This window comes from Bifidobacterium myosotis (assembly GCF_002259745.1).
Lineage (GTDB): Bacteria > Actinomycetota > Actinomycetes > Actinomycetales > Bifidobacteriaceae > Bifidobacterium > Bifidobacterium myosotis.
Map to the genome: position 1 here is coordinate 58,802 of NZ_MWWW01000014.1, position 26,532 is coordinate 85,333.

Genomic DNA, 26,532 nt, shown 5'->3' on the forward strand with positions numbered 1-26,532 from the left:
AGCGGAACGTGCGGCCACAGTCGCGGACGTCATTGCGGTCGCAGCAGCAATCGCAGTCGCCGGTGGGCATGCCATCGCATGAGCCGCATGAGCAGGCCCAACCGTGGACGCGCGGCCGCAGGCTGATGGTCAGCCTGCCCATCTTCATCATCCTGTTCGGGCTGCTCGTGGTCATCTCAAATCTCACCACCGTACCGTGGAACATCGAGCTCACCGGCCAGTCCATGGCCACGCTCACCGACGACACGAGCGTCACATTCGACAGCGGTGACGGAGCCGAGCTGCCGGGCAAAGGCACCTACGAAGTCTCCGAACGATACGTCACGCTGAGTGTCGCGAGGGACGGTTCGCTGGTGGATGGCGGGGGATTGCGCCACAAGGCCGACGCCAACGGCGTGCAGGCCATCAAGGTGCTCATCCGCGAGCCGAAGGGCGTGTCCGGCAAGCTGCCGGCGGTCGTGTTCATGCACGGGGCGGGCTACGGCACATGCGACAACTCCTTCGGCGATGTGGCGGGCGACATGGCCTCCGCCGGCTTCGTGACCGCCGTGCTCGACAAGCCCGTCTGGGACACCACCGACGTCAACCGCGACTACCCCGCCTCGGCCAAGGCCTACGACAATGTCATCGACTATCTGCGCGGGCTCGATACGGTGGACGCAGCCAAGGTCGGCATCTACGCCACGTCCGAATCCACATGGATCTCCTCATACCTGCTTGGGGACGATCCCGACATCGCCTTCCAAATCCTCCTCAGCCCGATGGTCTTCAGTCCACGGCAGGCGCTCGGCTTCTTCGTCACCCAGGACTTCACGCTCGCCGGAGCGAACGACGGATACCAGTCCATCGTGCAGCGACTGTTCAGCGCCGACGCCTCGCTGGTCGGCCTGCACAACTTCGACTTGGAGACCCTGAACCCCGGCGCCTACGCCGTGCCCACCTACGTGGCCTACGGTTCCAAGGACGTGATGACCGCACAGGTGGAGGGCGTGCGCGCCATCCTGTACGAAGCCCATCTCGCCGGCAACTGGGACGTCACCATACGCAGCTATCCGGTGGCCAACCATGTGCTGCGCCTCGGCGACGAATCCGAAGCCGGCACGCCGTTCGCCGACGCCTATGTGACCGATCTCATCGATTGGGCGGTCGGCACCTCGGCCGGGCTGCGACAGACCAGCGAACGGGTGGGCGGCACCGACCTCTACCAATCCATCGGATTGCCGCGGGCGCTTGAGGCGCGGCGCGCCGGCACCATCTACGGGCTGGTGATCCATGCCACGATGCTGCTGTTGCTCGTTGCCTCGGCGATATGCGCTCTGGTGACCTTGATCCGGGTGCTCCGGGTCCGTGCGCGATGGCGGAGGGAACGCCGACGGGCACGCCGGGAGGGGATGCTGCCGCCGCCGAGGCCGGTCGCGCTCGGCTTCACGCACGGCTTCGGCAATGCGTTGCTGACGCTGACCCTCACCACGCTGGGCACGCTGCTCATCTTCTTCGCCGGCCTTGGACAGGTGGTCATGGGTGTGGTCCGCCTCGCCTGGGGCGGCGCACCCACCGAGACGCCGGGCGTGATGTATTGGAGCTGGCCGGTGATCCAGGTGGTCTCCGCGCTGGTCGTCTGGGCATGGTCTCGCGTGTTCATGCGGCTCATCGAAGTGGCATCCGGACGCGGTCTCATCCAATGGCCGCCGCGCAAGGGCGCGGTCAGGGGCATCGTCACGGGCGCCGAGCCGGTGCTCGCCTCCACCCGACTCGCCCGCGTGCTGTTCTGGCTCGTCACCTTCACTATGCTGTATGTGCTGCTGTTCTTCGCCTTCTGGGGGCTGTTCATCTACTGATGGCGGTATGCGCGGCCGACTGGCGACCGTGCATGCAAAAGGGCGACCATCCCAAAGGGGCGACCATCAAGCAAAGGAAGCTGATCGATGTCGTTGTACCGTGACGAGGCCGTGGTCCTGAGAACCGCCAAGCTTGGCGAGGCCGACCGCATCATCACGTTGCTGACCCGTGGGCATGGAAAAATCCGTGCGGTGGCCAAAGGCGTGCGCCGCACCAAATCACGGTTCGGCGCACGCCTCGAACCGTTCATGCGCGTGGACGTGCTCATAGCCGAAGGCCGTTCGCTGGACGTGGTCTCCCAAGCCGAATCCGTGGCCGCGTACGGTGCGTCCATCGCCGCCGACTACGGGGCGTACGAGGCCGCCAGCGTCATCGTCGAAACGGCGGACAAGCTCGTGAGCGCCGAACATGAGCGAACCGTGGCCCAGTACCGGCTCATCATCGGCGCGCTCAACGCGCTTGCCAAACGCGCTCACGCGCCCCGCGCCATCAGCGGTTCCTATGTGATGCGCGCGCTCGCGCTGGCAGGCTGGACGCCGAGACTCAACACCTGCGTGGTATGCGGTCGGCGCGAGGGCGCGTACCTGTCCATCGCCGCAGGCGGTGTGATGTGCGAGGCCGACCACACGACGGACGCCCGCCGCATCCCGCCCTTGGCGTTGCGCCAGTTCGCCGCACTCACCGAGGGGGACTGGGAGGTGCTGGACGCCGGTCCGCTCGAGCCCGTGGCGGGCCAATTGGTTGAAGATTGGGCGGAATATTATCTGGAGCGTCCGATTCGTTCGCTGCGCTTGATAGATTCGTGAGTATGGCTTTTGAGAACGTCGACTACACTTCGTTGAGCATTCCGGCGGCGCCGTTTTCCGACCCCGCCCGCATCCCCGATTTCCCGAAGGACAAGGTGCCGCGCCATGTGGGCGTCATCATGGACGGCAATGGGCGCTGGGCCAAGCAGCGCGGCATGATCCGCACCAATGGCCATCAGGCGGCCGAACCGGTTGTGTTCGACACTATTGCCGGCGCGATCGAGGCTGGTGTGCGCTACCTGAGCCTGTACACGTTCTCGACCGAGAATTGGAAGCGCAGCCCGCAGGAGGTGCGTTTCCTCATGGGGTTCTCGCGTGAGATCATCCACCGCCGCGTCGCGCAGATGGACGACTGGGGCGTGCGCGTGCGCTGGTCCGGACGCCGCCCGAAGCTGTGGAAGTCGGTCATCGACGAGCTTGAAGTTGCGATGGAGCGCACCAAGCACAACAAGGTGATCGACGTGGTGTTCTGCATCAACTACGGCGGGCGCGCGGAGATCGCCGACGCTTGCGCGGCGATCGCACGCGAGGTGCGCGACGGCCGCATCTCCGGCGATCGCGTCACCGAGAAGATGATTGCCGACCACCTCTACAACCCGGACATCCCGGACTGCGACCTCGTGATCCGCACGTCCGGCGAGCAGCGCACGTCGAACTTCCTGCCGTGGGAGGCAGCCTACGCCGAACTCGACTTCGTGCCCGAGCTGTTCCCCGACTGCGGCCGCGAGGTGCTGTGGCGTTCCATCGACCACTACATCCACCGCGACCGCCGCTTCGGTAACGCAAAGTAGCAGCTGGTGAACTTCCCATTCTGGGCTGTTTCTGCTCTGGAGCGGGGTGGGAATAGCCTGGTGGGAATAGCTAGGAATAGGACAGTGAATCAGGGGAACAGGGCGAAACGCAAGCCGGAGACGACGCCATGCCGCGTTTCGTTCCGTGCGTCTTGTCCCGTTTTGGAGTGGAAAAGTGAGACGAAACTTCAGTCGATGCTCGTTTGAAACTTATGGCTCGCCCGTCGGCTTTATGATTTGGCTAATTTGGTAGGACCTCCAATTGATCAGAACGGCCGAAAGGCTAGGGTGAAGAAGATCACGCAATCGCAGAATGTGCTCCGTGGACGACAGGATGCGTGAAAAATGCTCTAGAAGTGGTAGTGAATAGGTATCATGCGAACAAGAGAATAGCGAAGATTTGAGATTCCACTCGGTCATGGTTGCCCGGGGTGAGGCTCGAATTGCACTGAGGTTATGAGGGAGCGTGATGGGCAATGTTGACTGTGGCTGTTGTCGAGGATGATCAGTCGGCTGTGGCGCATCTGCATGAGTGCCTGAACAGGTATACGTCTTCCCATGACGGAGTCCGGTTCGACGTTAAGGAGTTTTCGGAGCCAACTGGTTTCCTTGATCCGTACGAGGCTAAGTGGGACATCGTGTTCATGGACATTGAAATGCCGAACATGGACGGTATGGAGGCCGCTCAGCGTCTACGAAGGTTTGATTCCGATGTCAAATTGATTTTTGTGACCAACATGGCCCAGTTCGCAGCCAAGGGATATGAGGTGGATGCTCTTGATTACATCATCAAGCCGTTCGTATACGAGGACTTCGAACGTAAACTGACCCGGGCGGTCAGGCTGTGCGAGAGAGATTCCGACGCAATTGTCATCGCGCAACGCGGGATCTCCCAGAGATTTCGTCTACGAGATATCAGCTATATCGAGGTGCGCGGTCGTAACCTTGAATATCATATGGAATCTGGGATCATCAGCGCATTCGGCAGTCTCAAGGATGTTGAAGCGGAACTTGGCTCTTACGGCTTCCTGCGTTGCGGGAATCCCTATTTGGTCAATCAGCGATATATCGCCGCCGTCCGAGGACAATCCGTGTTGCTGGAAAACGGCTTGGAACTGCCGATTGGTCGTGCCTTCCGCAAATCCTTCCTGACGGGTCTGGCCGCGGTCCTTGGTCGAGGACATGTAGGATGAACGGGATGATCAACGAGCTGTGGCTGAGTGCCTCCGTTCTTACATTGTCGCCGGATGACTTCGATGGCGTGATTAGGACTATCGAAACGTTGAATTACGTGATGCTACGTGTAGTCATGGGCTTCCTCAATGGGTTCATCGCGGAACTACTTGCTTGCGCCGGGTTATTTGTGTGGCGAGTAGAACGGCGTCCTGATTTTCGTACCCGTTTGTGCATGGCGTTGATTAGCGCCGTTGCGGTTGCAGTGGCGACGTATTGGCCGGTGAACATGATGATGAATGCCGTATCGGCCCAGTCTTTCGAAACGGGGGAGGGATTGATTGCCAATGCTTATATCTGGATTTGCATTATCAGATTCGTGTTGCTGTACTTCATGTGCTATTGGGCCATACGCTTCTGTTTCATCATTGACACAAGACAGGGCATGTTTTATACGATTGCAGCGGTGGCGATGCAGCATTTGCTGTATTGCGGAGCAAAGATTGTTACGCTGCGTCTGCCGGGAGACTGGTCTCGGGAGCATACTTGGCCGGGAGCAGTCGCGTTCTTCATAGTGACGGTGCTGTTATGCGCGCTGGGATATCGTCTGTTCGCAAAACCGTTAGAAGGTAAAACTCCGGAAAGACTTGGTTCTAATATCCTGATGTTGTTTTTCGGCCTGCTGCTGTGTGTGAACGTTTTCTCTGTGTTGTACGGTACTTCGGCCAGAACGGGGGTGACGATTCATCACTACACGCTGATGTTGCTCACTCGTTTCGTGACTTGCGCATTTGTACTGGCGATGCTGACGGAAATCGCCAATCGTATTGCGGCGGAACGTGATGGTGTGGTGCTGCAGCGTATGCTTGATCGGCGGAAAACACAGCTTGCGCATGACAAAGCGACCATTGACTTGATTAACGTCAAAACGCACGATCTCAAGAAACAGCTTGATCTACTCGGTGGACGTATATCCGGCGAGGAAATTGATGAGCTACGGGGTCTGGTGAACATTTATGATTCATCAGTGCGTACTGGCAACGAAGCGCTGGATGTGTTGTTGGCCAACAAGTCATTGGTATGCGAACAGCGTAGTATCCGGTTCGATCGGATGATTGACGGTTCTCTACTCTCATTCATGAAACCTGCCGATATCTATTCGTTGTTCGGCAACGCCTTGGATAATGCTATGGAAGCGGTAGAACAGCTAACGGCCGATATGGATCGATACATTTCAATGAGCGTGCGCAGGGATAAGGGCATGCTGTTGATTCATGTAGAGAACCCATACGCTGGAATGGTGCAGTTTGATGGTGATTTGCCAAAAACTTCGAAGTCTGACATGCGATACCATGGTTTCGGGGTACGCTCGATGAAGATGATTGCGGAACGGTATGACGGCGTGCTGACTATCGATGCATCGCATGGCGTGTTTTCGCTGGACGTACTGTTGCCTTTGAATTGATGCGGCAGACAAGAGGACATGCATTCCATAGCGTGTCGGATGTCGATTATGCAGTGGACGTTGAGTCGGATTCTTCATTGGGGAAAATCTAAATTGCGCCGCTTCGATGGAGAGCGGCGATTGATTGATTCCGACGAAGAAAGAGAGACCGATGAATATTCAGAAAAGAAAGTCGAGCGCTCTGATTATGCGCATCGTCAAAACGGTTGTTTCTGCAGTGTTTGCCGTGGCAATCATCGTGGCGATGGTGATGATCAATCCGCAATTGGGTACCAATAAAATTCTGTCCGCAATCATGGGCTACAACCATCAGAGTGTCGATAACGGTGGTATCAAAACCGAAGGCGTGGATGCGAATTATTACGCCGCCGACTATACCAAGGACAGTATCAAGGGGGCGGAGAACGATTTGTATGATCGGATTGCATCCGAAGGCACTGTACTGTTGAAGAATGACGACGACACGTTGCCGATGAAGCAGGGCACTGAGTTCAGCTTCTTCAGCGCCAACAGCGTCGACGGCACATCGTTGCAAAAGTCGTTGCTTGGCGGCGGCACGGATGTGACGCTGAAGAGTTCGTTCACCAATGCGGGCTTCAAGGTCAACGACACCCTGTGGAATTACTATGAGTCAGGTGCCGGCAAGGATTACGGTCTGGCCTCCGGCTCGGTCAGCTACGGTGCTGCCGAGGACTTCCGCATCAATGAGGCGCCGTTGAGCGTACTCCAGAAGGAATCAGGCCTGCTCGATTCCGTCAAAGGTACAGTGCCTGTCTACGTACTCAACCGTGTAGTCGGCGAGGGGCGCGATATGCCGCGTTCCATGGTCAACCATGCCGATAAGCAGGAGGACAAGGAGAAGAGCTATATCGAACTTGATTCCACCGAGACTGAAATCATCAAGTACCTTAACGACAATTACGATGATGTGATTCTTCTGGTCAAGTCCAGCGCCGCGATGGAACTCGACTGGGTGAAGGATTATCCGAATATCAAGGCCGTCGTCTACTCGCAGGATGTGACCGACGCAATCGGCAAGGTGTTCTCGGGTGAGGTGAACCCTTCCGGGCGTACCGTCGATACGTTCGCTGCGGACGCGCTGGCCTCGCCTGCCGCGCAGAACTTCGGCAGCTACCGCTATTACGACGAGGATGGCAATCCGACCAAACACTACTACGTCGATTACGCTGAAGGCATCTACGTGGGGTACAAGTACTATGAAACCCGTTACGAAGACAAGGTGCTTGGTCAGGGCAACGCCGGCGACTACGACTACGCCGCGGAGGTCGTGTATCCATTCGGTTATGGTCTGAGCTACACCGATTTCTCTTGGAGCGACTTCGCAGTGGCCAATGACGGAGATGACTTCACTGCCACCGTGACCGTGACCAACACGGGGGACGTGGCTGGTAAGGACGTCGTGGAAGTGTACGCTCAGGCGCCATACACCGATTACGACAAGGAAAACTCGGTGGAGAAGGCTTCGGTGAATCTTGTCGGTTACGCCAAAACCGGCGAACTGGAACCGGGTGCCAGCGAAACCGTCAAAGTCACGTTCGCCAAGGACCAGCTCAAGTCATATGACTATAAGGGGGCGAAGACCTACATCCTTGACCCGGGCGAGTACCGTTTCACCGCGGCCGCCAATGCGAACGAGGCCGTGAACAACATCCTCGCAGACAAGGGCAAGACCGTCGCCGATGGCATGACTGCCGATGGCAACAAGTCGATGGTTGCCAGCTGGACGCCGGACATCACCACCGTGGACACCACCACGTTCGCCACGGATAGTGAGACCGGCAAGGCCATCTCCAACCTCTTCGACGCAGCTTCTGATCCGGAGGTCACTTATCTGACCCGTGCCGACTGGACCGGGACCTTCCCGAAGCATTATGGCGAGGCATCCGACGAACTGAGCACATGGGGCAACGAGATCAACTGCACCGACAAGGATGGCAACAAGTCCTCCTGCACCTGGAAGAAGACTGCTTCCGCTGAACTCGTCGACCAGTTGGATGGGACCTCTTCCGGCACCGATGTTGACCGTTCGACCATCACGGACACCCCGACATTCGGCGCGAAGAACGGGCTCAAGGTATCCGACATGCGTGGACTCGACTATGACGATGCGCAGTGGGACAAGATTCTCGACCAGCTCACCGAGGATGACTACAACCAGCTCATCACCTTCTCCGGTTATGGCGTGGACTACATCAAGTCCATCGAGAAACCGCTCCAAACCGATGCCGATGCGGCAAATGGTTGGCTTTATGGTGGTACAGGCAAAAAATACCCCAGCATCATGATGCTCACCCAGACGTGGAACACCAAGCTGGCCGAGGAGCTTGGCACCATGATGGGCAACGAGGCATTGCTCGGAGGCGCGAACGGCTGGTATGCTCCCGCCATGAACATCCACCGTACCCCGTTCTCCGGCCGCAACGGCGAATACTACTCCGAGGACGCCTTCATGTCCGGATTGGTGGCCTCTCTCGAGGTCAAGGGCGTGGCTAGCAAGGGCGTGTACGCCTACATCAAGCATTTCGCGCTCAACGATCAGGAAAACCATCGTGGCGATCGCGTCGGCAACTTCGGCGTGGCCACATGGTCGAACGAGCAGGCGATTCGCGAGATTTACCTCAAGCCATTTGAAGCCTGCATGAAGCTCGGCGACATGGACATGAACTATGTCAAGAAGAACGCGGATGGCACCTACGAGAACGCGACTACGAAGACGCCGATTTCCAAGGGCGTGATGACTTCGTTCAATCGTCTCGGCGCCACATGGACCGGCGGCAACCATGCGCTCATCCAGCAGCTGTTGCGTGACGAGTGGGGATTCAATGGTCTGATCATCACCGACAATGCGAATACCAGCAAGTTCATGAGCCCTTACCAGATGCTTGAGGCTGGCTCCGACATCAAGCTGCTGAATGTGAGCGAGGACCCGACCGGTGAGAAGCTCGACCTCAATGACCCGGCCACCTACCATTACGCACGGCAGGCCATGCACCATCTGCTTTACACGGTAGCAAACTCGAACGCCATGCAGGGGGCGCTGCCTGGTGCCGGATTCCGGTACTACAACCAGATGAAAGTGATTCAGATTGTGTTCAATACGGTATGTGGCATCCTTCTTGCGCTGCTTGCCTTCTTCTCCGTGTGGCGTTGGCTGCCCGGCACCATCCGCAGGGTGGCTGCGCGCAAGGAACGTCGTCAAGCCAAGCGGCTGTCGAAGAAGGCTGCACGCTCCGCTGCACAGTCCTGAGTTTGAGCTGATTCCTGATTCCAAAGGTCGGGCAGAGTAAAGAAGCACCTGTCCGACCTCTGATAATTGACTTTCCTATGGCGTGGTGTGGATTAATCATGGTTGATTCGCGCCGCACTATAGGAATCTCCTCCGAAGCGGACGGCACTGCCCAACAGCCGTCCGCTTTTCTTATTCACGCAGGTTCCTGCCGAGAAGGACTATCTTCGCGTCATCAGTGAGATCTGCAACGTGAATATGGGCGGTACGGCACTGACTTGGATGTCGCCACCGTATTGTCTTGCGATGCGTCGGATGCTCTTGAGCCCCAGTCCATGTGAGGCCTTATCTGTTTTGGTGGTGATGGGAAGACCGTCGGGAGAGAAGGAGATGGCGGACATGGTTTTGGGACCTTTGGGTCCCTCGTAATGATTGTCCACGGAAATTACGATGAGCTGACCATGTTGCTGCGCGGTGAGGGAAACGACGCGTTTGTCGGGATCGTCGAACTGCTCCACATATTCGCAGGCGTTATCAAGCGCGTTGCCAAGCATCGTGAACAGATCCACCACGTCTATGGCGTTCCAATCGCATCCACGCAGCATGCAAGACATGCGTATTCCTCGGCGGGAACAATAGAAATTCCGTTCGGTGATCAGTGTGTCTAATGCGGGGCTACCTGTGTTCGCGGTCGCGTCGTACAGATCAAGCGCCTGCTGTACTTCGTGGATCGCTGATGCACGTCGGTCGTCACCGCTGAGTCTGAGCGCTGCGATTTGATGCTTGAGATCATGGGTTTTGCGATTGATGAAATCGATATTGTCCCGCAGCGCAGCGTATTGACGCTCTTTTTGTTCGGAGAGCAGATTAAGCATCGCGGTTTCCTGCCGCAATACGGCCGTCCGGTGGATTGCATATTGAAACAGGAAGATGACGGTGGCTATCACGCCTGCCATGCTCGTACTGAACCAGAGGATGTAGTCGAACCCTGTGCCATTGCCATATCTGCCGCGCAGATAGGGAATCCAATATTCGCTGATATGCATGCTGATGTTGGAAATAATCGCCAATGCCAAAAAACTTGCGGTATACAGCATAATCAGCATTCGGTTCTCACTACCGTTCTCCAATCCAATCCCGATGCTGTGGCGGAATATCGGTGCAAGCAGCAGTGCAGCAAGCCCGATAAACAGTGTGTATGAGAATACGCAAATCAGCATGTATCCTACTGGATGCTCCGCATCGAAGTCCGGGATTATGATTAGGAATAACCAGTTGTATATGAATGCGGTGATGAATCTTTCCACACACAGTCCCAGAATCCAGCGTGACATCGCATCTATCCAAGAGATTGTGTAGCAGTACTTCACCGCCGCCAATGACAGAAGGAACACCGCGAAAATCCAACCCCGCGCAAAATCCATCATCGACAGGTCAGGTAAGATGTCGGACTGATTGGCAAGAAACGCCAACGGGTATGATGCCGTCAGAATCATGGCGGCAAGGCATACCGTCAACGTGTGCCAGATATAATGTTCCCGGCGAGGAGCCACGTTGCGTACGAAAACCCAAGTCGCAACCAATACCGAACAGACGAAGCGAAACGCCCCGAAACTTTCTAGCGTCATCGTCCAGGTCGTGAAGTTTATCGGCATCATCGTCCTCCTAGGAATTTCAAATAATCCTGCATGAGTGGGCTTTTGAACGCCCTGCCGATTGGAAGTTCCGCCCCTGAGCAAATCAGGACAGTCGCGGTCAGGGAATCCACATGCCGTAGGTTGACCAGAAAACTCTTGTGAATGCGGCTAAAGCCATAATCGTGCAGCTCCCGTGTCTGTCTGGTGATACTGCCGCGAGCTCTGATTCTGCCGCCATCGGTCATGTGGAACAGCAGATAATGGTCGAATACTTCGATGTATGAGATTTCGCCGATTGGCGCGTTGCGCAGTCCATTGACCGAATCGATGGAGACGATGGCGTCGGCGCGGCCCTGCATGGCGCGTGCTGCCTTGGTGAACTTAAGCGCGAAATCATAGTATGACAGAGGTTTGAGTACGTAATCAACCGCGTTGACTTCGTATCCGTTGATTGCGTATTGCGCCATGTTCGTCACGAAGAGCATGGTCACGGTCTCATCCGTCCGGCGAATGCGACGCGCGGTTTCCAAGCCGTCCGTGCCGGGCATCTCCACGTCGAGGAACAGCAGATCGGCGTCGCCGCGGTGCCAATGGATCAGCAGGTCATCGCCGCTTTCATATTCTCGTATGTTCATCGCGAGTGTGTTCTCCTCGGCGTACTGCTCGCAATATGACCGTAGCATGGCGCGCGTGGACGCTTCATCATCGACTATGACGATCCGCATACATTCCCTCTCGTCGTTGACCTCCCATCCATGATATTCGCGGAAGAATCCTGATTATGCGCAAGTCGCGCGTCGTTCGCGACCGAAAACCGTCGTTTCCGCCAGACCTGTTCCGGGCATTCGCGGTTTGCATACGATGACAATATCGGACCTACGACGAAGCGGTCCGTTCGTATCGATAATGAACGAACATTTCCAAAGAAGGAGGAGTCATGACCAACGAGTCAAGCAAGTCGACGCGTAGACAGCGTAAACCGTTGCCGTTGCCGGTATCCATCGCGATGATTGTCATTGCCGTTGCACTTGTCGTTGCCGTTTCGATCGGCAACATCTACGCCAACAAGTATTCGGACCTGATTTCCGTGTACTTCAATCAGCCGACCTCCAAAGTCGTTTCGGCGACGGGCGAGACCACCGAACACTTCACCTCCGATTACGCCAATGACGACGAACGTGAGAAGGCTCTGGCCACGGTCGGCGCCGACATCGTGCGAGAGGGCGCGACGCTGCTCAAGAACGAGGGCGACGCGCTGCCGCTTGCCGCAAAGTCCAAGATTTCCGTGTTCGGCCAGTCCTCCGTGAATCCGGTGTATGGAGGTGGTGGTGCGGGATCGATTGATACCTCCTCGGCCGAAACCTTACTCGACGGTCTTAAGGCGGACGGATTCGACATCAACCCGACCTTGGTGGATTTCTATGAGAACGGTGCGGGCAAGGATTATCGCCGTACTTCAATGGATGCGTACGGCGAGGGTGAGTTCGCCGTCAATGAGGTTCCTGCGGACAAATACACCGATGAAGTCACCGGTTCGTTTGATGAATATGGAGACGCGGCCGTCGTGGTGATTGGACGAGAGGGTAGCGAGAGCCAGGATCTACCGACTGGCAAGCTGGCGACCGGATACACATATCTGCAGCTCGATGACAACGAACGCGACATGATTGCCATGGCCGAGCAGCATTTCGACACGGTCGTCGTGCTGCTCAACACGGTCAACCCGATGGAGATAGGGGACCTTGAATCCGACGATAAGGTGGACGCTGTGCTGTGGATCGGCTCATTGGGCCAGACCGGTGCCGATGCGGTTGGAGAGCTGCTCAACGGCACGGTCGCTCCCTCTGGACACCTGACCGACACGTATGCCTACGATTCGCTGGGCGCTCCCTCCATCGCGAACTCCGGATCGTATTCGATTGCGAACTCCTCGGAGATGTTCGCAACTTCGTACATGGCCTACGCGGAAGGCATCTACGTCGGCTACCGTTATTACGAAACCCGATACGAGGACGTCGTACTCGGTGCCGATGGTGTGGGAGACTACGACTACACGAAGGCAGTGCAGTATCCGTTCGGTTACGGTCTGAGCTATACCGACTTCACTTGGAGCGACTACTCGCTCAAGGAGACGGATGGCGGATATGATGTGACTGTGACGGTTTCCAATACCGGTGATGCGGCCGGAAAGGACGTGGTCGAGGTCTATATGCAGTCCCCATACACCGATTACGATCGCGAACATGGTATCGAGAAGTCCGCCATCGAACTCGTCGGCTATGCGAAGACTGGATTACTTGAGGCTGGCGACAGCGAGACCGTAACCATCCACATCGACAAGGAATCGATGAAGACGTATGACGCGGATGGTGAAGGTACGTACATCGTGGACGATGGCGACTATTACTTCGCGGCGGCGTCAGATGCGCATACCGCCCTCAATAACATCCTCTCTGCGAAGGGCAAGTCCACTGCTGACGGCATGGATGAAGATGGCGATGCAGCGTTTGCTGGCAAGGTACATGTTGGTGCCCAGGATACGAGGACGTATGCCAAATCCATGGCAACCGGAACGAAAATCACCAACCAGTTCACTGATGTCGATTTGCGTTCGTACGACGGGTCATTCACCTACCTGAGCCGTTCCGACTGGACCGGTACCTGGCCCAAGACCTATGAATCCGGTTCGTGGACGGCGCCGGACGAGTTCGTCGATGCGCTAAAGATCGATACGGAACAGACCGAACCGGAGTCCGCGCCCGTTACCAACAGTCAGGATGCGAACTATGGCAAGCTCAACGTGTCCATGCTCATGGACACCGATTACGACGATGATGCATGGGACGCGCTGATTGAGCAGATGAGTGTTACCGAGCTGGACCAGCTTGTGCGCATCGGCGGATACGCGACCAAGTCGGTCGACTCCACTCAGCTGCCTGCCACTGTGGACAAGGACGGTCCCGCCGGCATCTCGAGCACTCTTGTCGGTGGTGAAAACGGCATGGGCTATCCGTCCGAGATCGTGCTCGCGGCTACTTGGAACGACGATCTTGCGGAGAAATTCGGCAAAGCCATCGGCGAGGATTCCATCAATCTGGGTGTGGCGGTCTGGTATGCGCCGGCCTGCAACATTCATCGCTCACCATATGGTGGTCGAATGTTCGAGTATTTCTCTGAGGACTCCATGCTTTCCGGTGCAATGACTGCAGGGGTGGTAGCTGGTGCTGCATCCAAAGGGGTGATTGCAACGGTCAAGCATTTCGCGCTCAACGATCAGGAGACCAACCGAATGGGTCTTGCGGTATTTGCCAACGAACAGACCGTGCGTGAGATTTATCTCAAGCCATTCGAGATGGCCGTGCGTGACGGTGGGGCATCCGCGATGATGGCCTCGATGAACCGCATCGGCTCACGTTGGACCGGAGGTCACAAGGGTCTGATGACCTCCACGCTGCGGGATGAGTGGGGTTTCAAGGGATTCGTCGTGACTGATCAGGCATCTTACAACGTGTTCGCCTATGAGGACATGCGTGAGGGCCTTGAGGCTGGCACCGACCTGTGGCTCAACACTGACGCCCAGTTGTGGAAGCTGTCCAACGCGGATATGACCGATGGTGTGGTGGCAAACATGCAACGAGCCGCCAAGCATATCAGTTATGCGATTTCACGGTCGAACGCTATGAACGGGTTGTCGGCCAACTCGAAGATCGTCAAGGTCACGCCACTATGGCGCTGGGGCATGTATGCGCTTGATGGCGTGGTGACGGTGTCAGCAATTGCGCTGGTTGGAGTGGCCATTCTGCACATCGTGCGACGTCGAAGGACTGCCGCAACCGTGCTTGCGGTGTTGCCTGCCGATAATACGTCAGGAAAACCGGACATGAAGTGACGACGCTGGTTGTTGCATTGTCGTGGAATATGGACGAATTCCACGACAATGCAACACTCCTTTCTCGGGGAAGACCTCGATTTAACGTTAGGGGCGCCGTGCTGGTGTCGCGGAATCTTGACTCTGGCAATATGGCGGTAACCGCGCAGTCCCGGCATGCCACAGCATGCACGAACGGGGCGAAGCATAAATCAGCAATGTGGTCATGCTGTTGTGCCCCGCATGTGCATCTATAGGGACGAAAAACCGCAAACTTAGGTACATTCGTCGTTTCTTAGGTAGGTCCCGCATGGAACAACGAACGCCATAGGGGCGAACCGGGGGAGGTATATCAGCACCCTTGTGCCTAAGTAGTGTACCTAAGATTGATCCAGATCCTCGTCCGACTCGCGGCCCAGCGCCACCCGTTCCACCAGTGAAATCAGCCCAAGCAATATCGCCGTCTCGACGATCACCACCACCGTGGCCGAGAAAATCAGCGGCGTGCGGAACGAGTTGAACGCGGCCTGCAGCCAGATGCCGAGGCCGTTCATCGCGCCGAGGTATTCGGCGGTGGCGGCCGTGCCGAACACGTATGCGGCTGCGATGCGGATGCCGCCGAAGATCTGGCGCGCGGCCACGCGAAGCTTCACATGCCACAGCGTCCATGCACGCGTGGCACCGCAGGTCAGGGCCACGTCCTCGTAGAACTGCGGCACGGCGTTGAGTCCACGGGCCGTCTGCACGGCGACCGGGAACACGCCGAACACCGCCACGATGACGATTTTGCCGAGCGGCTCGAAGCCGAACCAGATCATGAACAGCGGGGCCACCGTAATCAGCGGAATGGTCTGCGCGGCCGCCAGCAACGGGTAGAACGCGCGATACATGGTCTTCGAAACGTACAGTCCGATGCCGATGAGGATGCCCGCAATCACGGCGATGGAGAAGCCGGTCACACCCTCATAGGTGGTGATCGACGCGGCCGTCATGAGATCGGGCCATGTATCGACCATCGAGGCCACGATCTGCGTGGGGGCGGCGAGCACGCGCTCGGAAATGTGCCCGGCACGAACGGCGAACTCCCAAATCGCCAACAGACCGCCGATGGTCAGTGCCGGCGGCCATATCCGTTCGATCCACGGTTTAAGTTTCATTCGTCGGTATCCGTCTTCCGCAAACATTCTGGGCATAAGCCAGCCAATTATTCTGGGTGTTTACGTATCTTTTATGCGGTTCTGGGCATATAAGCACCTTGTAGACGGGGTATTGGCCGTTTATCAGGTAGTCATATGCCCAGAACCGCATATGGGGATACGCAAAACGTGGGCATATGCCCAGAATGTCATGTGTGATGTGTGTTCTGCGCGATCCGGTATCCAGTCGGACTCACGCCACGTAATCGTTCGTGGCGAGATCCTTGGCCTGCGGCGCCTCGGCCGGGTCCTTGCCGTCCTTGTCCTTGTAGGTGCCGGCCTTGTACTGGAAGTCAAGGTACGGCTGGGCGTCGTCGAAGTTCACGGTGCCGGGCAGCGACTTCGGGTCGTCGGTGGTCCAGTAGCCGTTCTTGGCGATCTCCTCCATAGAGGTACGGGTCAGCTTGGAATCGAGCTGGGCCTCCTTGGCCTGCTCGACCAGCAGGTCGGCGGCCTTGTCCGGGTTGGCCAGCGCGTAGTCGTAGCCCTTCTTGGTGGCCGAGATGAATTTCTTCAGCGCGTCGGCGTTCTTGGAATCCTTAAGCCAGGAGGACTTCACGGCGAAGCCGAGCTGGTCCGGGTTGCCGGGCACGCCCCAATCGGAGGCGACGAAGCAGTTGAGGGCCGGGCCGTTGAGCTCGCTCTCCACACCCTCCCAGGTCACGTAGAAGCCGCCGAAATCACCCTTGCCGCTGGTGAGCGTCTCGAACGTGTTGGTGCCGGCGGTGGCGGTCTTGATCTCGCCGGTGCCGCCTGCGTACTTGATCATCTGCTGGACCACGGCGGTCTGCTCGGCCGAGCCGAAGCTCACGAACGTCTTGCCGGAGAGGTCCTTCGGGGTCTTGATGTCGGTGCGGGAGGCCAGCGCGCACCAGCGGGCCACCTGCTTCTGGGTCAGGTCGAACACGAACTTGAGGTCCGCGCCCTGCGAGTTGAAGGCTGCCACGTTGCTCAGCGTGGTGAAGCCGACGTTGGCCACGCCGTTCTCCACGCTGGTCTCGGCACCGGCCTGGGCGGTGGGCAGAATCTTCAGGTTGACGCCGGCGTCCTTGTAGTAGCCGAGCTTCTGGGCCACATACAGGCCGATGTGGTTGGTGTTCGGCGTCCAGTCGAGCATGAACGACACGGTCGGCGTGGCCGAACCTGCGTCGCCGGAGCCGGAATTGGAGGAATCGGCGGTATTCGTGCCGCCGCACGCCGCGAGGGACAGGCCCATCGCAAGGGCTCCCGCAGCGGCCGCAATCGTGGTCAGACCCTTCTTGAGTCCAGTCATCATCTTCTCTTTCACCTTGCCTTCCGCGCATATCGCGCGATACGGCCTGATGCATCGGAAGCGGGAAGGTGAGGAGCCCGCGCGAGACATCAGACCAAGCGCCCCGTGCGTATGTCCCAAAACTGTGCGGGACCTTGCCGGGCGCGAATCCAACTGATGTGGGCACGGTTGCTGCCACCAACCGCACGAACGCCACCCAGTATAGCCAGACGTCTGGGCGAGCGGGATACCGTGGGGTTCGGGAGCGGCGCGGCAAGCCGGCACATGAGGGGGAGAGAGCGAAGTACCGGAGCGCGCCAGCTGCTTCGATGGGTTCGTCCCGGCGCTTACAGATTGCGCACGGCGCCGATGAACAGCGGGATGCCGTCGGGGGTGGTCAGCGCATAGAGGAACGGTCGATCCACGGTGAATTCCACGGGGTCCGCAGGTGCGCCGGCGGAGTCCGTGCCGGATTTGGTGAACGCCGCCGCGCGGGCCCCGTGCTCGTTCACCTCAATGCGCGTGCCCTGGACCACCGTACCGATGAACAGCCGTCCGATGCCTTGGGATTCGTCCGCCGTCATGCCGGAGAAATCGGCGGACGCGTCGTCGAAGGCATCGGTGACACCCAGCGACTTGAGCGTCGCGATCGTCTCGTCCGAGGCGAACATCGAATCGATGGTGAACACCGGCATCGAGACGTACACGGTGCGCGGCTCGCTTGACACGCCCCAGCCGGGCGCGGCGTCGGTGACGCATCCGTATGGTTCGTTGGCGCATGTGCCCAGCGCCCACTGCATCCGCTCCGCGTCGCCGGCGATCTCGTCGAAGTGGCCGTCGGCCGGCAGCAGCACGACCAGTGCGCCGCCGTTATCGAACGGAATCATCACCCTTTGCCAGGTGTCGTTCGTGTCATGGGCCCAGACCATGCTATCGAAAACGCGATGCATCATCCGTACCGTGGACTCACCGTCCGCGCCGTGGAACGGTTCGTCGGTGGTGAACTCCGGGTCGAACGGGTCCTGCCAGCGACCGTCCGCATAGACGGTGTTGATGACGGACATGATCTCCCGTTCGCTGACCTTCACATTTGGCTTGAGCATGTCCTTCGTATGAGTGGCCACCCAACGGCCCATCCTCTCCGCGACGCCGTTCCGGTCGCCGAAGTCCGCAGAGACGACCTCCGCATCGAAGGATCGGCTCACGGTGCTACGGAACCCGTCCGCCAACGTGATGCCGTCGTCCACCCACAGGGAGTTCGCGGCGCTCATCTGCGATTGGGAGCCGTCGTACCGCCCGTTGATCGAGCGCATCAATGACCGGTAATCGGTCTTGGCGAGCGAGCCGGTGCCGAGCAGTTCATCCAACTGCGACCGGGTGCCGCCTTTCGCACCCTGTGCGGTAAGGGACAGTGCCATCCACATCGAGGCGGGGGAGTAGTTCATGTTGCCGTTTGGGTCGCGCGCCGATTCCATGGCAAGGAACTCCGGTGCGCTGCGGTAGGCGAACGCGGTGACGCTCATGTTCGCCGCCTCGGTGGCGGGTTGGGCGGCCGGCTTGGCGAGGTTCGCCGCGATGATGCTTCCGCCTCCGACCGTCCACCACACTCCGGCGCACGCGCCCAGCACGATGACGAGCGCCGTCACGGCGGCGATGATCGCATTCCGCTTCCTCCGGCGCTGCCTCGTGCGGTAATAGTCGAGTATGCCCGTGTCGCCGGTGTTCGTCGCGTCCGTCGTATCCATGATGATTCATCCATCCCAAAAGCCATGTGCGCCATGCCTCTTCGCAAGGCGCAATCATGATTCCATTGTAGAGGTGAGGGCTGGGGGAACATGCGCTCTATGGCCAGCCGTGCCGTACCGGGGTGGACCGGATAGGTCGGACGGTACGGCGATGGTGGGGCGGCAGCATGGCGACTGTACGGCGACCGTACGGCGTCGGTATGACGGCAGCATGGCGACCGTATGACGGCGCAGCATGACGGCGGCTATCCGATGGTCAGCATACGGGCCGCGTAATCATAGCGAATCGAAGGGTCCTTCCCGGCGCTGTGGCACTCGTCCGGACGTGCGGGCCGGACGCCGGCCAGTCGGATGAACACCCCGTCGATGACGAGGTCGGCGACCATCAGGGTGCCGTTCGCATAGCAGGGCAGGGTGAAGGCTCGCCGCAGGCCGATTGGCCAGACGATCCAATCGGCCGGGGTCTCTTCATCAGGGGAATCATAATGATAGACATCCGGACGATACCTGAGCAGCACGCCTGTCCATAGGCATCGCACGGCCACCATGCCGTCCGGCCGGTTCGACAGGCGTACGGCCACGACGATCACAACGGTGGCCAGTGGCAGGATGATCAGCAGAATCGTGATCATCGCCCATCGTCCCGGCATCGAAGGCAACCCGATGGTGCGGTCGAGCAGCGTGGCCAGACCTCCGCAAATCAGGCATCCGACGATGAAGGTGAGAAACCAGGTACTGCCGGCCACCCGCCGGCGGCCGGCCCACGCCTTATGGAACGCCTCTTGTGATCCCTGCACCCATGGATTCATCGGTTTGCCGCCTTCCGTCAGCCGGACGCCTTCCGAATCCGATGGTACGCGTACCGCGCGGCCCACACCACGGCGAAACCGAGGAACGAGGCCACCGCGAACACCTTGACGAAATGCCACACCTGATCCATCTGCGACCAGTTGAAATACATGTCGCCCAATGTGGTGCAGACTGACCCGACATAGCAGGTGTCGTCCAACGGCCTGATTAGAGCCACGAGTATCGGTGCCGACACCAGCGAGCAGACGAGCGGGAACAGCAACGCGCGCCACGGGTGGCTCAGCGCGGCATCCCGCGAGGCGTATGCGCCGCACGCTATCAGGAGTACCGGCGGAATCACGAAATTGATCAGTAGGGCGGCACCCAGCACGGCTTCGCTTCCCACAATGATTAGAGCCAGCAGCAGGCCGTACGACAGTGCCACGGCAAGCCAACAACCGAATCGAACGGCATCCTTGCGAATCCAGCGCAGCATCCGGGCGCTGAGCGAGCCCGGTTCGGGGTTCACGAACAGCGCGCGCAGGCCGTATCGACCGATTGCGTAGCAGATGAACGCCACCGCCGCATAGGAGACCAGCAGCACGCCCACGCCGTACAGCGTCTGCCCGATGAGACGCAGCCCATTGGTGCGCATGAGCTCGACCCATTCCGGCCATGTTGGATACCGATAGCCGGGTTGCAGCCGCAGATTCGCCCAGCCGAACCCCAACGGGCCGAGCAGCGCGCTCGCCAGTGGGAAGGACAGACTGCCGGTGCGGATGGTGCCCAGAATCACATTGGCTAGTCCCAGCGCCAACGGCCAAGGCAGCAGCATGCTGCCCAGCCAGACGAAATGGTCAGGCGAGGTCATCCAGTTAGCGTTGCCGTCGTAGTCGAGGATGAACGCGCCCGATCCCATGATCAGCAGCGCCAGCAGTACAGCCAATGAGATCATGCCGATCCAATGCGCGCGGTTCCAGGTGAACCGTCGTTGCGATGTCGTGTTCATCGGATGCTCCTTTCACGACGTTGTGCGGATTATCGGGATGATTCCATCATAGATTCGCTGAAAATCGTGGGATGATGGTTGTCATAGCGGCTATGACAACGCGGGGACGGAGCGGTTTCGCGCGGGCATCATCGATGGGACCGAGGAAGGGGATGGCGGCATGGGAAGGAGTACGGGAATCGGTATGGGCGGTAATGACGGGATTGGCGCCGACGGCGCCGGCGACGTCATCGATGGCGGATCCGTTGGACGTACCGGTGACGGCGATTCCGGCGGGCGTGCCAGATACGCCGGCAGTGGCATCGCCGTCACGGGGATCGGAGACGGGAACGATGACGGCATGGACGCCGTCGCCGATACGGGGGAGGAGAAGGCGTCGGCGCCCATCCGCATCGGGCTCGTGGACAATGACCCGTACGCGGTGAAGGTCCTGCAGACGATGATCGAACGCATGGGCGCCGACTTCCGGGTGGTCTGGACCTGCGATCTGGGAGCCGTGGCGATCAGCCGCTGTCTGAACCCGGCGAAACGGCCGGACGTGCTCGTCACCGACATGTCGATGGGCGACGTGCCCGGCACCGAGGTCTGTCGGGCCATCCGCGTCAAAACCCCGGAGGTCGGCTTGGTCTGTGTCACCTCGTATTCACTCGCCTCATTCCGTGACGAGGCCGTACGCTGCGGGGCCCAGACGCTGGTGGCCAAGACCGACCTTCCCGGCATCGCGCGTGGCATCCGTTGCGCGGCGCGTGGCATGCCGATGGATGGGGATGCAGGCGGGAACGGAGTCGGGAATGGGGGAGCCGGATTCATGGACGCCGTCAGTGCCCATATGCTATTGGAGGACGCGGGCTACGCCGTCCGCGGGGCGTTGTCCGCCAAGGAACGGGAGACCCTGCGCCTGTACGCAGAGGGGCTCACCACTAGGGAGATTGCCGTACGTCTCGGTGTGAGCGCCGCGACCGTGGCCACCTTCGAGCGCAGGGCGTGCGCCAAACTCGGCGCGCGAAGCCGTGCGCACGCCATTTCGATATGCGTCAGACGGCACGAGATTTAGTGGTCCCAGAAAGCCACGCGCGAAGCGCATCCGTAATTGCAGGACGAGCCGGCCCGCGAGCGGGACTGAGGTTAGTCAATTCGTCAACGGACTTCCGACGCAGGACATTACCCGATCTCTGAAGGAGGAGCGGACGATGATTCGTGGATTATGGCGTCGCATCGCCGAAGCCGACGCGCGCGTGGGCAACGCGTGGCTACTGACCGCCACGCTGCTCGTCGCCTTGGTCTGCGTGATCGAAACGATGCGCTCGATTATGGTCGACGGTCTGCCGGCGGCAGCGGGAGCACCGGCGTTCCTGCTTGTCGCGGCGACGGTGCTGATGTCCTTCCGTCCGGTCGAGGGCTGCCTGCTGACGACTGCACTGATTGTGGTGATGACGTTCGGGGCGTCGTGGGTGCCGTCCGGCGCGCTGCTTGCGGTGATGCTGGCGATTGGCATTGCGGGATACGTCTTCGGATGGTTCGGTGCTCTCATATTGGCCGTGACCGTGATGGGCTGGGTGATTGGGCCGGTCGGGGATGTGGCTGCTTCCGGGCATACGGGTGCCAACGCACAGACTGCCGGTACGGTTCAGGCAGGAGCCGGTCGGCAGGTGATTCTCGGCGTCGTCACCATCGACGGGCCCATGCCGGTGATCGTGCTCGCCGTCGGCTGCCTGCTTGCCGGCGTGGCGGCGCGCTGGAACCATGAGCGCGGCATGGCCCAAGCCGAATTGGATCATCGCCGGCGTCGCGAGCGTGCGGCCCGGGACATCCATGACTACGTATCCAATGATCTGGCGTATCTGATTCTGCGGCTCGACAAGGATATCGCGGATGATTATGCCCCGTCCGTCGAGGAGCTGCGGGAATTGCGCAAGGTGGCCGTCGGCGCGTTGAATCGGACCCATCAGGTCATCGACGTGATGGAGGGGCGTGGGGATTCCGGCGACGTTGTCGGTGATGGTGGTGAATTTGACGGTGACATTGACGGCGAAGCTGGCGGCGGCGACATCACTACCGATACGTCCGGCCCACGGAACCGGGGAATCGGTGCCGGCAATATCACTTCCGGAGACCGGCTGGACCGGGGAAGAGCACGGAGAAAGGATGGCGTTCCATCAGGCGTTTCCGGTCCGACGCTCGACCTGTCCGGAGGAATGTCGGGACGGTCGGAGCAAGCGAAGCAGACAGAGCAGACGGCCGTGCGGCGGGTGCGCCGCATCGCGCGGAACGGCGATCGCAGGCTCGCGGAATTGGGATTCGATGGACGGACCATCATCTCCACGGTCGATGTCGGACCAGTGGTCAGTATCGATGAGACCGATGCCGACAGCGGCGCCTCTGACGATTACGGCGATTACACCGATTACGGCGGCCTGCTTTCGGGATTATTGGAGGAACTGTATGGCAACATCGCCAAACACGCCGATCCGGCGGGCGGATACGTGGTGACGATTCGATTCGGCTCGGACGCCGTCCATATCGTATGCACTGACAGGCCGCGCGTGCAGGAACCGGGGGCGCGTGCCGATATCGCCGCGGGCGGTACCGGGCTGGCCCGGTACGGAACGTTGCTGGAAGAACGAAAAGGCGTCCTGCGCATTACTACGCAGGACGCCGAATGGACGCTATCCGTGGTGGTGCCGTATTAGTTCTCAGCCCACCGACTTTTGTGCGGTTTCGGCGCCGAAGAAGCCGACGATGAGCATCGAGGCGATGGCGATCACGCTGATGGAGACGAAGATGGACGTGGCGCCGAGGGCGGTGAGCATCCAGCCCACGACCATCGGCATCAGCACGTTGAGCAGCTTGGCGATGGCGTTGGCCACGCCCACGCAACGGAAGCGCACCTTGGTGGCGAACAGCTCAGGGGCATATACGGCCACGACCGAAGCCATAAGCACGTACAGGCACATCATGAGCAGGAAGCCCACGATAATCGCGCCCGTGGTGGAGGACTGGAAGGCGTACAGCATGCCGAACACGCCGGTGAACAGGAAGGCCGGCACGATCGTGCGCTTGCGGCCGATGCGGTCGATGAGCAGCGAGCCGATGAGGCAGCCCACCGGGGCGCCGAGCATCATCAGGGTGGACGTGGTCAGCGAGGAGGAGAGGTTGATGCCGCGCTTGACCAAAATCGTCGGCACCCACGAGGTGAAGGCGTAGGAGCACACGTTGGTGGCGCTCACGGCCACGATGGCTACGAGCAGGCAGATGCCCAGCGAACGGCCACCGGCGTTGCGAGTGGAGTCAACGCCAGCCTTGGCGGCAGCAGTCTGAGGCTCCGAACCGTTGGCCTCAAGCTGCTTGACGATGGCGTCGGCTTCGTCATAGCGGCCATGCACCGCAAGCCAGCGCGGGGATTCGGGGATGTCGCGGCGCAGCCACCAGATTACGGCGGCCACCACGCCGATGCCGACGAACAGCGGACGCCAGCTCCAGCGGGGGATGATGAAGGCGCACAGCAGCATGGCGATCGGCACGCCACAGTTGGCCACGAGCGAGACGATCGCGCACCAGTGGCCGCGGCGGTTCATCGGCGCGAACTCGTTGACCATGGCGAAGCCGGTCACGATCTCGGCGCCGAGGCCGAGGCCCGCGCCGAGGCGGCACAGCGAAAGGATGGCCATGTTCGGGGCGAATGCGCCCAGGAACGTGAAGCCGCCGAAGAGCAGTAGGTTGATCTGGTATGCCACGCGACGGCCCTTCAGGTCGCCGACGAAACCGGCGAGCAGCGAGCCGACCAGCAGGCCAAGGAAGCCCGCGGACATGAACGTGGAGTTCTGGGCCACGGTGGACCAGTGGGTGGACAGCGCGCTGGAAGCCACGGCGCTGCCGATATAGACGTCGATGCTGTCCATCAGCATGCCGGCCGCGACAAGCGCGACGATGCGATGGAACATCGGGGTTTCGTGTGCGCGATCCACGCGCGAGATAATATCCTCTACTTTGGCCTGATCCACGGCGCCGCGCCCCTGCGCGGTATCCATTGCCGTGGCATTGCCGGAAATCTGCTGTTCGGCAGCAGTCATAATGAGCGCCTCTTCTACATCCTGCCCGTTGGCGACCGCTCAATGTTCCGTTGCCGACGGGCGAACTCTTGACCCGTGCCGTGCCTGTTCGTCCTCCCATTGTGTGGGATGGGCGACGGCCGGTGACGGCGTCTTGAATCCACCGATTATGGGCAATCGTTGTGAGATTGCCCACTTGCGATAGGCAGTACTATAGGTGCGTATCGCCGAAGCACCTACTCGAGGTCACAATGTGAACGCGCGCAGGGTCGGATGATGACCGAACGACGAGCCGATGGCCGCCGGCCACTAGGAACGCTTGGCGAGAATCTCGTCCACAAGCTTCGGTTTTTCGGTGAGCTGTCCGGAGAAGCCGGGGCGAATGTCCATGTGCAGCACGAGCGAGGTGCGGTAGCCCTGTTCGGCGAGCTTCTTGGCGGCCTCGCCGGCCACTTTGAGCACGTCGTCCAGATCGCCTTCGACGTTGGTGAACAGGGCGTTGGTCTCCTGCGGCAGTCCGGATTCTCGGATCACCTCGATGGCCTGCGCCACGTACGGCGAGACCTCGGAGCCGACGCCGGCGGCCGAGACCTGGATTGCGGCCACGGTGTTGAGATACGGCTTGCCGGTGGCCGGGTCGATGGGCACTTCCTGCTTCACGGCGTTGCGGTCAAGAACCATTGTCGGTATTCCTTTCGGTTGTGGGTTCGGCCGGGTCCAGTCGGGTCCGGTCGCGGGCTCATTGGCGGACGTGATTGCGGCTGTATTGACGTTCAAACGAATTGGCTCCCCGGAACGCAGGGGAGCCAACGCGGTTTCCTCTCAGTACCTCAGCGGTACTTCCAGAAGTGGTCCATCGGGCCGGAGCCGTGGCCCAGGTCCAGCTGCGCCTTGAGCGCGCCGGTCAGGTACTTCTTGGCATGCTTGATGGCCTTTGGCAACGGGTCGCCCAGCGCCAGATAGGAGGCGATGGCCGAGCTCAGCGTGCAGCCGGTGCCATGGGTGTTCGGGTTGTCGACGCGCGTCTCATCGAACCAGGTGGCGGTGCCGTCGGTCTCCACGAGCACGTCGTTGGCATCCTCGGTGCCATGCCCGCCCTTGACGAGCGCGGCGCAGCCGAACCTGTCCGCGATACGGCGAGCGGCGGCCTCCATGTCCTCCTGATCGTGGATGAGCGTGTCGGTGAGCGCTTCGGCCTCGGGGATGTTCGGGGTCACGACGGTGGCCATCGGGAACAGCTTGCCGGTCAGGGCGGCGATGGCGTCGTCGCTGATGAGCTTCGCGCCGGAGGTGGCGACCATCACCGGGTCAAGCACGATGTTGGTCGCGTGGTGCGCGGTCAGACGGTCGGCAATCACGTCGATGATGTCGGTGGCGGAGACCATACCAATCTTCACGGCCACCGGGGGGATATCCTCGAAGACCATGTCAATCTGGTCGGCCAGAATCTCGGGCTTGGTGTCCTGAATGGAACGCACACCGGTGGTGTTCTGCGCGGTGAGCGCGGTGATGGCGCTCATGCCGAACACGCCGCAGGCCAGCATGGTCTTGAGGTCGGCCTGCATGCCGGCGCCGCCGGACGAGTCCGATCCCGAAATCGCAAGTACTGCCGGCAAAGTGGTGCTCATATCGTCTCCTTGATAGGGTCTTCGGTTATCTCACGAGC

The 26,532-nt window shown here is 59.8% G+C and carries 19 protein-coding genes; 9 read left to right on the top strand and 10 right to left on the bottom strand.

What is annotated here, in order from left to right; all coding sequences use genetic code 11:
* The first annotated feature begins 68 nt into the window (after positions 1–68).
* From BMYO_RS07030 to BMYO_RS07055, 6 genes are all read left to right on the top strand, one after another.
* Positions 69–1,838: an alpha/beta hydrolase family protein gene (locus BMYO_RS07030; RefSeq protein ID WP_094667840.1), complete on the top strand. Its 1,770-nt coding sequence runs from the start codon at positions 69–71 to the stop codon at positions 1,836–1,838.
* 87 nt (positions 1,839–1,925) lie between these two features.
* Positions 1,926–2,645: a DNA repair protein RecO gene (recO, locus tag BMYO_RS07035; RefSeq protein WP_094667784.1), complete on the top strand. Its 720-nt coding sequence runs from the start codon at positions 1,926–1,928 to the stop codon at positions 2,643–2,645.
* A gap of 2 nt (positions 2,646–2,647) precedes the next feature.
* Entirely contained in the window at positions 2,648–3,436 is a 789-nt protein-coding gene (locus BMYO_RS07040) for an isoprenyl transferase (RefSeq protein WP_094667785.1), read from the top strand.
* Between the two features lie 476 nt (positions 3,437–3,912).
* Positions 3,913–4,629 carry a LytR/AlgR family response regulator transcription factor gene (locus BMYO_RS07045; RefSeq protein ID WP_094667786.1) on the top strand — a complete coding sequence of 239 codons (717 nt, stop codon included), beginning with the start codon at positions 3,913–3,915 and terminating at the stop codon, positions 4,627–4,629.
* Positions 4,630–4,634: 5 nt separating this feature from the next.
* Positions 4,635–6,074, top strand: coding sequence for an ATP-binding protein (locus tag BMYO_RS07050; protein WP_094667841.1), 1,440 nt, complete (start codon positions 4,635–4,637; stop codon positions 6,072–6,074).
* A 151-nt stretch (positions 6,075–6,225) separates the two neighbouring features.
* A complete protein-coding gene (locus BMYO_RS07055; RefSeq protein ID WP_094667787.1) occupies positions 6,226–9,342 on the top strand; it encodes a glycoside hydrolase family 3 N-terminal domain-containing protein in 3,117 nt (1,038 codons plus the stop codon).
* Between the two features lie 200 nt (positions 9,343–9,542).
* On the opposite strand, the gene BMYO_RS07060 is transcribed toward BMYO_RS07055, so the two are convergent.
* Both BMYO_RS07060 and BMYO_RS07065 read right to left on the bottom strand, forming a co-directional pair.
* Positions 9,543–10,979 carry a sensor histidine kinase gene (locus BMYO_RS07060; protein WP_233428196.1) on the bottom strand — a complete coding sequence of 479 codons (1,437 nt, stop codon included), beginning with the start codon at positions 10,977–10,979 and terminating at the stop codon, positions 9,543–9,545.
* Complete coding sequence (locus BMYO_RS07065; RefSeq protein ID WP_094667788.1) at positions 10,976–11,683, bottom strand: LytR/AlgR family response regulator transcription factor; 708 nt, start codon at positions 11,681–11,683, stop codon at positions 10,976–10,978. Before BMYO_RS07065 ends, BMYO_RS07060 begins: the two co-directional genes overlap by 4 nt.
* Before the next feature lie 212 nt (positions 11,684–11,895).
* On the opposite strand from BMYO_RS07065, the gene BMYO_RS07070 reads away from it, so the two are divergent.
* Positions 11,896–14,847: a glycoside hydrolase family 3 protein gene (locus BMYO_RS07070; RefSeq protein WP_094667789.1), complete on the top strand. Its 2,952-nt coding sequence runs from the start codon at positions 11,896–11,898 to the stop codon at positions 14,845–14,847.
* 359 nt (positions 14,848–15,206) lie between these two features.
* Here BMYO_RS07070 and BMYO_RS07075 read toward each other — a convergent pair whose 3' ends face one another.
* The 5 genes from BMYO_RS07075 to BMYO_RS07095 form a co-directional block, all read right to left on the bottom strand.
* On the bottom strand, positions 15,207–15,983 hold the full coding sequence (locus tag BMYO_RS07075; protein ID WP_094667790.1) for an ABC transporter permease: 777 nt from the start codon (positions 15,981–15,983) through the stop codon (positions 15,207–15,209).
* Between the two features lie 232 nt (positions 15,984–16,215).
* On the bottom strand, positions 16,216–17,298 hold the full coding sequence (locus BMYO_RS07080; protein WP_169834087.1) for an ABC transporter substrate-binding protein: 1,083 nt from the start codon (positions 17,296–17,298) through the stop codon (positions 16,216–16,218).
* Positions 17,299–17,621: 323 nt separating this feature from the next.
* Positions 17,622–19,019, bottom strand: a complete 1,398-nt coding sequence (locus tag BMYO_RS07085) for a serpin family protein (protein WP_094667791.1) — start codon at positions 19,017–19,019, stop codon at positions 17,622–17,624.
* A 245-nt stretch (positions 19,020–19,264) separates the two neighbouring features.
* Complete coding sequence (locus tag BMYO_RS07090; RefSeq protein WP_143249140.1) at positions 19,265–19,816, bottom strand: hypothetical protein; 552 nt, start codon at positions 19,814–19,816, stop codon at positions 19,265–19,267.
* A gap of 29 nt (positions 19,817–19,845) precedes the next feature.
* Positions 19,846–20,817, bottom strand: coding sequence for a hypothetical protein (locus tag BMYO_RS07095; RefSeq protein ID WP_094667793.1), 972 nt, complete (start codon positions 20,815–20,817; stop codon positions 19,846–19,848).
* A gap of 184 nt (positions 20,818–21,001) precedes the next feature.
* Here BMYO_RS07095 and BMYO_RS07100 point away from each other — a divergent pair, with 184 nt between their 5' ends.
* Both BMYO_RS07100 and BMYO_RS07105 read left to right on the top strand, forming a co-directional pair.
* Positions 21,002–21,871, top strand: a complete 870-nt coding sequence (locus tag BMYO_RS07100; protein ID WP_233428197.1) for a response regulator transcription factor — start codon at positions 21,002–21,004, stop codon at positions 21,869–21,871.
* Positions 21,872–22,007: 136 nt separating this feature from the next.
* Positions 22,008–23,507: a hypothetical protein gene (locus BMYO_RS07105; RefSeq protein ID WP_094667794.1), complete on the top strand. Its 1,500-nt coding sequence runs from the start codon at positions 22,008–22,010 to the stop codon at positions 23,505–23,507.
* Between the two features lie 3 nt (positions 23,508–23,510).
* Here the strand turns inward: BMYO_RS07105 and BMYO_RS07110 are convergent, their stop codons facing one another.
* The 3 genes from BMYO_RS07110 to thiD form a co-directional block, all read right to left on the bottom strand.
* The gene (locus tag BMYO_RS07110; RefSeq protein WP_094667795.1) at positions 23,511–24,887 is read right to left on the bottom strand and encodes an MFS transporter; all 1,377 of its coding nucleotides are present in this window, start codon (positions 24,885–24,887) and stop codon (positions 23,511–23,513) included.
* A 288-nt stretch (positions 24,888–25,175) separates the two neighbouring features.
* Positions 25,176–25,547 carry a thiamine-binding protein gene (locus tag BMYO_RS07115; RefSeq protein ID WP_094667796.1) on the bottom strand — a complete coding sequence of 124 codons (372 nt, stop codon included), beginning with the start codon at positions 25,545–25,547 and terminating at the stop codon, positions 25,176–25,178.
* Positions 25,548–25,696: 149 nt separating this feature from the next.
* Positions 25,697–26,494, bottom strand: a complete 798-nt coding sequence (gene thiD / locus BMYO_RS07120; RefSeq protein WP_094667797.1) for a bifunctional hydroxymethylpyrimidine kinase/phosphomethylpyrimidine kinase — start codon at positions 26,492–26,494, stop codon at positions 25,697–25,699.
* Positions 26,495–26,532: the final 38 nt, after the last annotated feature.

Coding starts and splice junctions, on each gene's coding strand:
- BMYO_RS07105 (WP_094667794.1), top strand. CDS start 22,008: ATGATTCGTGGATTATGGCGTCGCATCGCCGAAGCCGACGCGCGCGTG.
- BMYO_RS07060 (WP_233428196.1), bottom strand. CDS start 10,979: ATGATGCCGATAAACTTCACGACCTGGACGATGACGCTAGAAAGTTTC.
- BMYO_RS07045 (WP_094667786.1), top strand. CDS start 3,913: ATGTTGACTGTGGCTGTTGTCGAGGATGATCAGTCGGCTGTGGCGCAT.
- BMYO_RS07095 (WP_094667793.1), bottom strand. CDS start 20,817: ATGAACACGACATCGCAACGACGGTTCACCTGGAACCGCGCGCATTGG.
- BMYO_RS07100 (WP_233428197.1), top strand. CDS start 21,002: ATGGGCGGTAATGACGGGATTGGCGCCGACGGCGCCGGCGACGTCATC.
- recO (WP_094667784.1), top strand. CDS start 1,926: ATGTCGTTGTACCGTGACGAGGCCGTGGTCCTGAGAACCGCCAAGCTT.
- BMYO_RS07040 (WP_094667785.1), top strand. CDS start 2,648: ATGGCTTTTGAGAACGTCGACTACACTTCGTTGAGCATTCCGGCGGCG.
- BMYO_RS07070 (WP_094667789.1), top strand. CDS start 11,896: ATGACCAACGAGTCAAGCAAGTCGACGCGTAGACAGCGTAAACCGTTG.
- BMYO_RS07075 (WP_094667790.1), bottom strand. CDS start 15,983: ATGAAACTTAAACCGTGGATCGAACGGATATGGCCGCCGGCACTGACC.
- thiD (WP_094667797.1), bottom strand. CDS start 26,494: ATGAGCACCACTTTGCCGGCAGTACTTGCGATTTCGGGATCGGACTCG.
- BMYO_RS07110 (WP_094667795.1), bottom strand. CDS start 24,887: ATGACTGCTGCCGAACAGCAGATTTCCGGCAATGCCACGGCAATGGAT.
- BMYO_RS07055 (WP_094667787.1), top strand. CDS start 6,226: ATGAATATTCAGAAAAGAAAGTCGAGCGCTCTGATTATGCGCATCGTC.
- BMYO_RS07085 (WP_094667791.1), bottom strand. CDS start 19,019: ATGGATACGACGGACGCGACGAACACCGGCGACACGGGCATACTCGAC.
- BMYO_RS07050 (WP_094667841.1), top strand. CDS start 4,635: ATGATCAACGAGCTGTGGCTGAGTGCCTCCGTTCTTACATTGTCGCCG.
- BMYO_RS07030 (WP_094667840.1), top strand. CDS start 69: ATGCCATCGCATGAGCCGCATGAGCAGGCCCAACCGTGGACGCGCGGC.
- BMYO_RS07065 (WP_094667788.1), bottom strand. CDS start 11,683: ATGCGGATCGTCATAGTCGATGATGAAGCGTCCACGCGCGCCATGCTA.
- BMYO_RS07080 (WP_169834087.1), bottom strand. CDS start 17,298: ATGATGACTGGACTCAAGAAGGGTCTGACCACGATTGCGGCCGCTGCG.
- BMYO_RS07115 (WP_094667796.1), bottom strand. CDS start 25,547: ATGGTTCTTGACCGCAACGCCGTGAAGCAGGAAGTGCCCATCGACCCG.